Annotated in this window: 6 protein-coding genes; all 6 read left to right on the top strand. The window is 31.8% G+C overall.

The genetic code is table 11. The annotated features are described in order from the left end of the window. Position 1 precedes the first annotated feature (1 nt). The 6 genes from CLV91_RS11130 (at position 2) to CLV91_RS11105 (ending at position 13,079) form a co-directional block, all read left to right on the top strand. Positions 2-2,653: a PQQ-binding-like beta-propeller repeat protein gene (locus CLV91_RS11130; RefSeq protein ID WP_121067949.1), complete on the top strand. Its 2,652-nt coding sequence runs from the start codon at positions 2-4 to the stop codon at positions 2,651-2,653. Positions 2,654-2,691: 38 nt separating this feature from the next. After that, positions 2,692-5,496, top strand: coding sequence for a PQQ-binding-like beta-propeller repeat protein (locus CLV91_RS11125; RefSeq protein WP_121067947.1), 2,805 nt, complete (start codon positions 2,692-2,694; stop codon positions 5,494-5,496). A 137-nt stretch (positions 5,497-5,633) separates the two neighbouring features. Next, positions 5,634-6,341 (top strand): hypothetical protein, encoded by a 708-nt coding sequence (locus CLV91_RS11120; RefSeq protein WP_121067945.1) that lies wholly within the window; start codon positions 5,634-5,636, stop codon positions 6,339-6,341. Between the two features lie 73 nt (positions 6,342-6,414). Next, positions 6,415-7,830, top strand: a complete 1,416-nt coding sequence (locus CLV91_RS11115) for a sulfatase (protein ID WP_121067943.1) — start codon at positions 6,415-6,417, stop codon at positions 7,828-7,830. A gap of 214 nt (positions 7,831-8,044) precedes the next feature. Then, positions 8,045-9,469, top strand: coding sequence for a sulfatase (locus CLV91_RS11110; RefSeq protein ID WP_121067941.1), 1,425 nt, complete (start codon positions 8,045-8,047; stop codon positions 9,467-9,469). 511 nt (positions 9,470-9,980) lie between these two features. Beyond that, positions 9,981-13,079, top strand: coding sequence for a SusC/RagA family TonB-linked outer membrane protein (locus CLV91_RS11105; protein ID WP_245987182.1), 3,099 nt, complete (start codon positions 9,981-9,983; stop codon positions 13,077-13,079).

Raw genomic sequence — 13,079 nt, 5'->3', positions numbered from 1 at the left:
TATGAAAAATAGAATTCTTAATGTCTTGTGTTTGTTTTTGGCCTTTTTGGTTAAGGCACAAGATTTTGTTACAGAAGGTAACGGATTACGAAATGGAGTTAGTGCAATAGTTAATGGAGAAAGTATTCTATATCTATCAGAACTAGATGGATGCCTTTCTGCTTATACAACAGGAGGGAAGAAACTATGGAGCAATAAAACGGAAATTCCTGCAGTAATGTTCGAGATTATAGCTGCAGATATAAATGGAGATGATAATCAGGATGTAATAGCAGCAAGCGGCGATGGCAATATTTATGCCTATGACGCTTCTGGAGAATTATTGTGGAAGTTTAACCCTGAACATAAGGTAAGGTTTAATGAGGTTGCTGTAGTTAAAAATAGAGGTAAGATTCAAATTTTTGCTGGAGGAAATGACTATAAATTGTATGAACTAAACGCAAACGGTAAATTAGTCTCAGAAACAAAAATAAATGGAGTAGTTAGGAAAATAGAATCTGGTAATTTTATAAAAAAAGGAGAGCAATCATTATTTGTAATGACTTACGCCCATGACAAATTTAGATGGGAGTTTATGGGGATTGTGAATCCAGAATCTAAAGAAGTAATTAGAGAAGTTTCTATAAGAGAAAAAAGTTTAAAAGACTTAACCAAGACAATGGTTACAGATATTAGTATTGCAGATGTTAATAAAGATGGGAAAGACGATATTTTGTTTTTTGGAGATATTTCTTGGAAAGGATTTTTTGTGGGGTTAGATGGTGATTTTAATGTTTTAGTAAACTTTAAGGCGGATAATAAAGGAACACAAAGATATGCCCATGCGCAAGGAACAAGCTTATTACCATATAGAGATGAGATTGTTTTTAGAGTAGGTAGTATTTTATATACATGCGATTTACAAGGTAATTTAATTCATAAAATTGGAAAAAGATATAAATCAGCTACCTATAGTGATTTAGTATTAGACTCTAAGAATGACAAATTGTATGCTATTGGAAGTTTAGGTGGTGGAAATGATGTTTATTCTTTCTCTCTTAAAAATACAAATTGGTACACTAATAACCCTGAGAGAATTGGTAGAATGGATGAAGTAAGTTCTAATATTAAGGAATTGTACCAAGATGCTCTTCACTTTAAAATGCCTTCATATCAAAAACAAACGGATAAACCTTGGATGATGATTACTGGGAATAAAATTCCTAAGGAGGTTAAAGAACTCAATGGTAATGCTATTGTTTTTATTGAAAATAAAGGTACTTGGTCAGAGAATACAAGTAGAGATGATTTGGTGAAAATAATGGGAGACGTAGCTCTAAAAAAAGACAAGCGAAAAAAATATAACCTTTCTAGACAAGAAATTATAGATAGGGCCAAACAAAAAGAAATTAAAAAAGAGCCATTTGTTCTTTGGGCAGGTCATGGAAATGACCCTTTTTATACTAGGATAGAAACTTTAGAAGAGGTGTTAAAAGTAGCTCCTAATACTTGCTATGGATTTATCTATGCAGAAATGGATAATGTGGAGGATCCAAGAGTTATTCATTTTATAAAAGATTATATGCCGCGTTTAGCAAAAGCATTACGTAAAAACGGGAAGGCTAAATTATATTTTAGATACAAAAATATGTTTTGGGCATTAACCTCTCATTTATCACCATGGAAAGAAATGTTCTTCTCTGGAGAGTATAAAGACATTTTAGTACCAGCATCGGAAGATACAAGCTCTAGAACACAAGATGTAAATTTAGCAGGGAGAGTAGGTATGCATTCTGCTGGTTATATAAATGATTTTGCTATGCGATTAATAGATGATAACCCAACTAGTTGGAGGCCTTATAGTCCCGGGGGGCAGCGTTCTGTTTCTCCCTACCTAAGACAAGGGGTGCTTATGGCAGCATATGGGGCTAGAATAGGAATAAATTTTAGTGGATTATTTCTGGAAGAGCCAGGTATGAATGTGTTATATGCTTTAATGAAATCGGGAGTATTACCAGTAGTAGAGAAGGATGATATTTTATCTATAGGTTCATGGCATTTAATAAAAGATGTAGATGAAAAATTGGTGCATTCTGTAGATAATCACCATAGTTTAAAACAATATAAAAAGGACGATGATAATGCCGTGTTTTCGGTAGCACAAATGCATTGGGCAGGGACAAATGTTCCCAACCATGATTTTTCTAAAGTGGCATTAGGTGTAGATTATAGATGGACAAATTATTTACCTGTAATGCCAAATGGTATGGTGCCAATTAGCTCTGTAGACTATCAGGCGCAATTAGAAAAAAAGGAAATTCCATTTACAATTAGCGACGGCAAGTATGAATATGTCAATAATAAACAGCATGCTGCTAAAGAGTTTAAGCCATTTTTAGAAGAAGCTGTAAAAGAAGGAGGGAGTACATTACCTGTTTTAGTTTCTGGAGCTTCTTGGAGTGCTATTAAATTAGATGCCACCCATACTAGGGTAATTCTAATAGATCCGGGTTATTTAGATCCCCAGGAAAGAAACGTAACCGTTACTTTTAAGAATAAAGTGCCTACATCTGTTGTAGATATTTTAAGTAAAGAAAATTTAGAAGTAATTAATAATTCGGTTTTACTAAAAGTGCCGGCTGGATCTTTGCGTTTTATTGATCTAGCATATTAGAAAAAAATACAGAAGACAAAAGTGTAAAGTATAAAAAAATGAAAATAAAATTAGCTTTAGTTTTTACTCTAAGTATTTTGTTAAACCACGTATATGGTTTTCAAAAACAAGATTTTAATTCCATAGAACAATTTGAAACAGGTTTAACTATTTCTAAAGTCCGTACAGCACAAAATAAAAAACAAACTTTTATTTTAGGTAGTAGCTATGAAGGAACCATCATTGCTGTTTCTTACGAGGGAAAAAGGTTATGGGAAAATAAGCTGTCGGGTTTTATGAATCATGATGTATGGTGTGCCGATGTTACTAATGATGGTAGAGATGAAATTTTTGCAGCAAATGCCGATGGGAATTTATATTGTTTAAATTATAAAGGGGAGTTACTTTGGAAATTCCGTGAAAACAATGCACCGATGTATGCGGTAACTGTTATAACGAAAGATAAAACACCCTATATAGTTTGTGGTGGTTATGATAAGAATATCTATTATCTATCCTCTTCTGGGGACTTACTAAAAACAATAGCCTCTAAAGATTATTCTGTAGAGAAAGCGAAAGGTGCAAATTCTAAAGAAGTTCCAACGGGTAATGCGCATATATCTAACTTTATAAGAACTATTAAAAAGGCAGATGGTTCAGAGGTTTTGGCAGTTCAAGGAGTAAATCATACCATGTCTATACAGGCAAGAGGTTCCTTGTATTTATTCCATCCTCTAGATGAGAAACCTTTTAAAACCATTGACCTAGAAGGAAAAAGATTGTTGGGAGAGCTTAAAGTTGTAGATGTTGGTTTGGATGGTGACCAGGAAATAATAGCGGGTTCTAGCACAATGATTCATGAATCTAGTTTGTTAAAGGTGGATTTAGAAACGTATGAACAAGAATTATTTGAAATAAGTAAGATTAAAAAAAAGATTGACCGTTTTGGTTACCGCGTTACACAGCCAGAAATAATTACCCAGAATGGAAAACAAAGTTACTTTGTGTTATTTGGTTCTAGAATTTTACTAGTGCCGTTGGATTTTAATTTAGAAAAAACAGAAGTTTTAGTATCTAAATATTCCTTTAATGATATGTGGAAGGATGGTAAAGGGAATATCATTCTGGCAAGTATACAGAGTGGTGGTAGTGAAATTTATGTCCTTAATCCTAACAAACCTAATTGGAAACAGGCATATGAAAACCTTATACCTAAAGGAAAAATAGCAAGTATTATAGCAAATACTAAAGAGGTAAAAGAACAATTAAATGTGTTTACGGCACCAATTGAAGAACGCAAACCATTGCCAGTATATTTAATGTCTGAAGGTGTGCCTCCCTCTATTAAAACGTTAGTAGATGATATTAAGGAGAATTATAAAAGCCCAGTATTTTTAAATAGATCAGGTAGTGATAAAGAAAAATGGGATCGTTCTTCTATCGAAAATGAAAAATATAGAGATCGCAGAGATAGAAGGATGAAATATATTCTTTCTCAGGATCAGGTAATAAAAAAGATAACTTCAAAATACAAGGGGGGTCCTGGTATTGCATATTGGGGAGGGCATGGTAATGATCCTTATATGTATCAATTAAGTACAACTAAAAAAGTTTTAAATGCTGCAAAAGGAAAAAAAACAGTTCTTATTTTCCCAGAGTTAGAAGACCATTCAGATAATTTTAATTATGTAATGGAAGATTATTTCTATCCATTAGCAAAACACGCAAGAGAAACAAATGCCAATATTTATGTGCGTACAAAGCATGCTTTTTGGCAAGCAAATGTATACTTGCCTACTTGGTCTAGATTAGTTTCAGGTGAATTTTCAGATGTTTTTGTTCCAGCGATGGAAGAGACTACAGATAAATCTATGGATTTAAGTATTGCAGGAAGATTGGGAATATGGACAAGTGGCGCAACCGATAGTTGGGGCTCTAGGTGTGCAAGGGATAATCCTAGTTTAGATAGATTAAGACAGCATTCGCATCAAATGTTACCAAATCATTTTTTACGAAATATGATATACCACGTTTCTAGCGGAGCGCAATACTTAGATAATTTTAATGTAGACCAAGAGTACATGAGTTTGTTGTGGGAGTTAATAGCAAAAGGAGCTTTGTATGTGCCTAAGCGCTCTGAAATTCTTAGTTTTTCCCCAGTAAATTTAGGTATGCTATCACCAGATAAGCATTATTTAGAAGAAAGTAGTAATGCCAAATGGACTACATTTTATGATGAAGAAAAAGAAAAAAACAACCCTTTAGTTTTTAGCCACTTAAATGGTTCTTGGCCAGGAGCTCCAGTAACGGAATGGGATTTCTCTAAATATGCTGGGGGTGTACAAGACCGTAGGTTAAACTTTTTACCAACCTATACCAATGGACTAGTATTATTAACACCTCCTCAAAATGGTATATATGCAGATAAAAAAGCTAAAAGAGGAACCTTAACATCGCATTTGCATCCTATGTATAAAAATATAATGAAAGAGTATTATACAGATGGTAGAAATTACTATTCTGCAGATGGTACACAAACATATAAGGCCAATGAATATTACAAGGTAATTGCAAAGGATATTAAAGACAATGCTAAAAAACTTCCTTTAACTGTTTCTGGAGATGTTGCTTGGGTTGTGGCGCAATCATCACCCAAACATTTAAGATTAACGCTTATAGATGGAGGATATTTAAATCCTGACGATAGAGAGGTAACCATTCAATTTAATACTGTAGTTCCTATAAAAGTTACGGACTTACTGAGCGGAGAAGAGTTTACTCCTAATGCTAACGGAGAGTTACAAATAAAGGTTTCTTGTGGGCTTTTCCGCTTTATAGATATTGAGTTTACAGGATTTAAATAGCCAATAACTGAAAAATGTAAAACGAAAATTTAGTTAAAAAGTTATTCGTTTTAGTTTTTAAGAGATTTGTGATATAAAGTATCAAGATACTCTATAAACTTTGTAAAGTATATCTCCTAAAAAAAATAATTACTGTTATGTATAAAATAAAACATTTTATAATATTATTAGTTTTTACAACTTTTGTATATGCACAATCTAAGGTAATTACCCCTTTAGATTGTAAAAAAGGAGAACTTCTTTTTTCAGATGATTTTGAAAGAGAAAATATAGATGACAAATGGCAGATTAAAGAAAAGTTTACAAATGCTTTCTATATAGATAAGGGTACACTTGTAGCTAAAGAATTAAAAAACGCAGGGCACGGCTCTGTTGCTAGAGCTTTATTTAGTTTTTCGGATGTTATTATTGAATTCGATTTAATGTTTAATGGAGCAAACCGTTTAAATATTGTAATGGATGATAGTCTATGTAAATCTGTTTGGGCAGGACATATTTCTAGAATTTCATTTAATAAAAAAGGTTTTAAAGTTCAGGATGATAAAACAGGAACTATGAATTTAGAAATTAGAGATAAAATAAAAGACAACCCTAAAAAGAAATTAGAACTTAAAGAGTTTTTAAACTCTAAGCTTTCGGAAGCTAAAATGGTTTTTGAAGAAGGGAAATTTTATCATGTTGTAATAACTAAAAAGGAAGATATTTTAGAGTGTAAAATAGGAGATGTAATTGCACAAATAAAATCTGAAGGAATTATGCACCCTACCTTAAATAAATTTGGACCTACAGTAATAGGCGATACTATAGCTTTTGATAATTTTAAAATTTGGGAAATAAAAGAATAGTTAACTGTTCTTAGTAGTTTAGACTAAGCGGTGTTTTCATGTGAGTCTAGAAAATAACATAATAAAACTTAAAATGCAAAACAGAATAATTTTATCCTCTATTTTAATGTTAGGATTTACAATTCTATTAAATGGACAAATAAGTAAAAAGAAAAATATTTTACTTATTTGTGTGGATGATTTAAGACCAGAGTTGGGTTCTTTTGGAGCTTCCTATATAAAATCTCCGAATATAGATAAATTAGTTAATGAAGGAAGAGCTTTTCAAAATCACTATGTTAACGCTCCAAGTTGTGGCCCATCTAGATACACTTTATTAACAGGTATTTATGGACCTCCAAAAAATGATGCTTTATTTCTTCGATCAAAAAAGATTAAAAAAGAACCTAATGTAATGCATCCAAGTATGCCCGAATGGTTTAGACAAAATGGATATACCACAGTTTCCGTAGGGAAGGTATCACACCACCCGGGAGGTAGAGGAGGAAAAGATTGGAATGATAACAATGTAATTGAAATGCCAAATGCTTGGGATAAGCACATAATGCCAGTAACGGAATGGCAACATCCTAGAGGAACAATGCATGGTTTAGCAAATGGAGAAATTAGAATTAAAGCTGGGGATATGGATGTATTTCAAACCGTTGAAGGTCCTGATACTATATATCCTGATGGACATATTACAAATGAAGCCATTAAGCAGTTAGAAAGTTTAACTTCTAATAATGAAAAACCATTCTTTCTTGCAGTTGGTATTATAAAGCCGCACTTGCCATTTGGAGCGCCAAAAAAATATTTTAATTTATATGCAGATGTTAAATTGCCAGATATTTCTAGCCAAGAAAAGCCTAAAGGAATTTCTACATGGCATGAATCTGGTGAATTTATGAAATATAATCGTTGGGGTAAAAACCCTAATGAAGATAAAGAGTTTGCTATAGAAGTAAGAAAACATTATGCTGCATGTGTAAGTTATGCAGATGCACAAGTAGGACGAATTTTATCTAAATTAAAAGAAACAGGAGCAGATAAGAATACTATAATTGTTTTATGGGGAGATCATGGTTGGAATTTAGGAGAGCATGCCATTTGGGGGAAACATAATTTGTTTGAAGAAGGATTACATTCTCCATTAATAATTTCATATCCAGGTATAAAAAATAAAGGAAAAAGTAATTTTGGAATTGTAGAAACTGTAGATGTGTTTCCTACTTTATGCGATTTAACAACTATAGAAACTCCATCTTTTGTAAAAGGGAAATCTTTAAAGCCCCAACTTAAAAAATATAATAAAAAAGGACATATAGCTGTTAGTTATAATACGAAGGCAAATACTATAAGAACAGGTAAATATAGACTTATAGCACATAAAAATCGAAATTTTGAATTGTATAATCACTACAAGGACCCTTATGAAATAAATAATCTTGCTAAAACACAACCAAAGACAGTAATGAAGCTTAAAAAAATATTAGACAATAGACTTTAAGTTTTGTGAAAAAATGGGCCAATAGTTAATCATATATGCTAAATGTATTTTTCATTTAGTAGAACTAAAACCTAACAAAAAAATAATTCGTCTTTTATGAAAATTAGCTGGACAATAGATTAAATTAAAATTCTTATTATAGAATACATTTAATATACTGTTAGAAACATTTTTGTTTTGAAAGTATTTTACCTTTAAAGGATAAGAAATTTATATGAAAAGTAAAATAGCAGTAGCCGTATTTATTATAATATTTTCCTTTTCATGTAAAGAAAGAGCCAAAAGTATAGAAGTTAAAAAGCAAAAACCAAATGTAGTTTTCTTTTTAGTAGATGATTTGGGATATTCAGATCTTTCTTGCTATGGTAGTGACTTTTACCAAACACCCAATATAGATAAGCTAGCAGCATCAGGAATAAAATTTATAAATGGTTATGCTGCTTGTACTGTATGTTCTCCTACTAGAGCAAGTATAATGACTGGGAAATATCCTGCAACAATAAAATGTACAGATTGGATAGAAGGGCATAAAGTTCCAAATGCTAAATTAAAAATTCCAGAATGGACCATGTATATGGATACTACAGAGTATACAATGGCCGAATCTTTTAAAGATGCTGGTTATATTACGGGACATTTCGGAAAATGGCACTTGGGAGAAAAAAATGCGTATTGGCCAGAGAATAATGGATTTACTGTAAACAAAGGTGGGTGGGCAAAAGGAGCACCCAATAAGAACAAAAAAATGCTCTCTAATGGTTATTTTTCTCCTTATGGAAACCCAAGATTAAAAGACGGTATAGAAGGAGAGTATTTAACCGAAAGATTAACGAAAGAGGCTTGCTCGTTTATTGAAAAAAATAAAAAAACTCCGTTTTTTCTTAATTTTTGGTTTTATAATGTGCATAAACCTATACAAGCGAAAAAGGAAAAGATTGAAAAGTATAAAGTTTTAGTCGATGATAATAAGCATCAAAAGAATCCTGTTTATGCAGCTATGGTAGAACATATGGATGATGCTGTTGGTAAAGTAATGCAACAATTAAAAGAAAATGGTTTATTAGATAATACAATTATAATTTTTACTTCGGATAATGGAGGTTTAGTTGGCCAAGGCGAAAATAAGATAACAAATAACTATCCTTTAAAAGGAGGAAAAGGACAGATTTATGAAGGCGGTGTTCGCGTACCAAATATTATAATATCGCCTGGGGTTACAAAAGCAAATACAGTTAATGAAACACCAATAATCTCTTTAGATTACTACCCTACTTTGCTAGAGTTGGCAGAGGTTGATGTTCCTGTTAAGGTTAAAAAGAAGCTAGAGGGAGAAAGTCTTGTAGATCTTATGACAACTAATAAGGAATTAGAAAGAAAGGCTATATATTGGCATTACCCGCATTATCATAAGCAAGGGGCTACTCCTTATAGTGCTATTCGTAAAGGGGATTGGAAACTTATACACACTTATGAAAATGATATTTTTGAGTTATATAACCTAAAAAAAGATATTGGCGAAAAAAATAATTTAGTAATATCATTTCTAGATAAAAAAGAAGAACTACAGCTAGATCTAGATAATTGGTTGGTTAAAGTAAATGCACAAATGCCAATTTTAAACCCTAATCATCAAAAATAGGAACTAGACTATTACCATAATTATTAAAACAAATATCAGAGAACTGTTTGTTATTAAATTCCTCTATTAAATGTTAATTTTTGTTAATTTTTTTCCTATAAGTACTTTCGAGTGCTCTTTTTCACTCTTTTTTAAATATTACAATATTTTTTTTAAAGTACTGTTAATCAGTATTATGTGTTAGGTTTAAAGCTTTTATTTACTACTAAATACATTTTATTTACTAGTGTATACAATTTTATTTTATAAAAATTCAAATTTTATAAAGTGAAATTTATGTTAAAAAATTGTCGGTAGATAAATACATTTTGTTTCAAAAAAGAGGCAAAATATGATGGCATATTTTCTTTAAAAAAATAAACTAAACTTAAACTAATGAAAAACATTGTAATGAAAGAAAGGAGCAATAATAAATTACATTAATAAATAGTACTACTTCCTTATAAATGATAATAAAAGAAGTAAAGTAGCCTACTGTTATATTTAAAAAAAAACAATAAAAACTAACTAAATGAAAATAAAAAAGAATATGAATAGCTTGGTAACAAGGCCTAAAGGAGCATTGTTACTTATGTTACTTCTTTTATTAGGAGTAAATAATTTGAAAGCTCAAGAAACTACTATTAATGGTACTGTTTTAAGTGCCGAAGATGGGTTGCCACTTCCGGGGGCTAATGTTGTTGAAAAAGGAACCAATAATGGAGTGGTAACAGATTTTGATGGGAATTATAGTATAAAAGTGTCTAATACTTCAGGTAGCCTAAACTTTTCTTATATAGGATATAAGAGAAAAACGGTTGCAATAAACGGTAAGACAACTATAAATGTAAACATAGAGGTTGATGCTTCAGAATTAGAAGAGGTAGTTGTAATTGGATATGGTACTGTAAAGAAAAAAGAATTAACAGGAGCTGTTGCTCAAGTAAAAGCAGAAGCTATTGAGAATTTTGTGAGTTCAGATTTAGCATCTACATTACAAGGACAAATTGCTGGTGTAAGTGTTGTTTCTGGTAGTGGTGCTCCTGGAGAATCTTCAAGTATACAAATTAGGGGTGTTACTTCTTTAAGTGGAACAAATACACCATTATTTGTTGTAGATGGTATTCCACAAAATGGAGATCCTAGATTAAGCCCAAATGAAATTGAAACAATAGATGTTTTAAAAGATGCTGCTTCTACAGCTGTATACGGTACTCGTGGTGCGGCAGGTGTAATATTAATTACAACTAAAAAAGGAAAAGAAGGTAAAGTCTCTGTTACTTTTGATACCTCTTATGGAATACAAAGATTAGGAGAAGGAGTTCCTTTAATGAATACTCAGGATCAATTATCTTTTAATTTAAATGTATTTGACTATACAGTTAATAATTTTGATCCAGGACCTGTGAACAATCCAGAGTGGTTAAATAATGATAATAAATTTGATGATTATGTATTAGTAGATAATGCTGCTACTACGCAACATAATTTAAACATAACAGGAGGCTCAAAAGATTTTTCTTATAATGCTGTTGTTGGTTATTTTAACCAAGAAGGTACTTTAATTAATTCTGGATTTAAGAGGTATAATGCTCGTGCTAGTACAAGTTATTCGTCTGATCATTGGAGAATTAATGGGAGTATAGCATTCTCTTTAGAAGATCGTAGCGTAACAAGCGAAGGTTTAATTGTAAACGCGCAAAGGTATGCTCCGTATTTTCCAGAAGTAGATCCAGATTCAGATGTAGTTTTTACTGACGGTAGTGGAGGAGTTACAACGCCTCTAAATATATTAGCATCAGCACTTAAGAAAAAAGATAATAGAAATAGTGATCGTATTAATGGTAGCTTGAGTGTTAGTAGAGATTTAACAAAATCCTTAAGTTTTACGTCAAGAGTTGGTACAGCTATTGTTCATAATATTAGAAATGAGTTTGTTCCTAGGTATGAAGTAATAGATATTACAGATAATTCTAGTGAAGTAGACCCTACAAAAAGTTGGGTGCTAAATAATACAACAAGAACTACTAAGTTTTCATGGGATGGTAGTCTTAACTACAGTAAAAAGTTTGGTAATCATAATGTAAATGCACTTACAACTTTGTCTTTAGATGAAGATAGTTTTGAAAATTTTACAGCATATAAACAAGGAGTTGCTAATAACAATATAGAAATCTTAAATGGCACCACTGTAAATCCAGATGCATATAACCAATTAGATAATTATAAAAGATCGTTAATTGGTATGCTTGGAAGGGTAAGGTATGATTATAAGGGAAAGTATCTTTTACAAGGTGTAATACGTAGAGATGGTTCATCAAAATTTGCACCGGGTAATAGATGGGGAGTTTTTCCATCAGTTTCTGCAGGTTGGAATATTTCTGATGAAAATTTTTGGGAATCTTTAGACCCTATTTTTAATGCTTTTAAAATTAGAGCTAGTTATGGAGAAATTGGAAATGATAGTTTTCCAGACTATGAGTACGCAAGTACTATAGAACAAAGTAGGGATTATATTTTTGATGAAAACGATGGAGATGTAAATTTTGGAACAGCGGTTTTATCTTATGCAAACTCAAACGTAAAATGGGAAACATCTGTATCCAAAAATGTTGGAGTTGATTTAGGTTTCTTTAATAACAAATTAACCCTAACAGCAGATTATTATGATACTCAGAAAGAGGATATGTTATTCCCAGTTACTTTACCTGGTTCTGCAGGAGCATATTATGATAATAGCTTAACTCTTAATGTTGGAGATATGCAAAACACAGGATTTGAGCTTGCAGCAACGTATAGAACAGATATTGGGAAAAGTAAATTAAGTGTAAACGCTACATTTTCTAAAAATGAAAATGAAATAACCAAAATGGCTGGAGCAGATTTAATATATAACTCTAATTCTACCCTAATTTCTGGAGATGGAGCATCTGCAGTGAGTGTTTTGGCAGAAGGATATGAAGTAGGTTCTTTCTTTTTATATGAAACAAATGGGGTTATACAGGATCAAGAAACCTTGGATGAATATAGACAGTTTAATTCAAGATCTAATGCCCAATTAGGAGATCTAATATATGTAGATACTAGTGGAGACGGGGATATTTCTGTGGCAGATAGAACTTATAAAGGAAGTGCTTTACCGGATTTTGAAATTGGTTTTAATTTAAACTGGATGTATAAAAACTTTGATATGTCTATGAATTGGTTTGGTACTGTTGGTTCAGAAATTTTAAATGGAACAAGAGCTGCAACATATAGTAACGGTAGACATCAAGATTTAGTTAATATGTGGACACCAAATAACCCAACTTCAAATATACCATTATATCAAGGTAATTCTAAAAGTGGTTCTGCTAATTATGTAGGTACTACAGATTACTGGTTAGAAAAAGGCGATTATTTACGCCTTAAATTAATCACTTTAGGGTATACACTTCCGCAAGATGTTTCTGATAAAATTGGTATTTCTAAGTTGCGTGTATATGTAACAGGACAAAACCCAATTACTATTACTAATTATAAAGGATATGACCCAGAAGTTGGAGGGAGCAATGTGGCAAGAAGAGGCCTAGATGTGTCTAGATATCCAGTATCTGCACTTTACACTTTTGGAGTTAAACTTACATTTTAA

Origin of the sequence: Maribacter vaceletii (genome assembly GCF_003634105.1) — a bacterium.
GTDB classification, from domain to species: Bacteria; Bacteroidota; Bacteroidia; order Flavobacteriales; family Flavobacteriaceae; genus Maribacter_B; species Maribacter_B vaceletii.
Note: the sequence above shows the minus strand (reverse complement) of the source record. Positions and strands in the feature narration are given on the sequence as shown.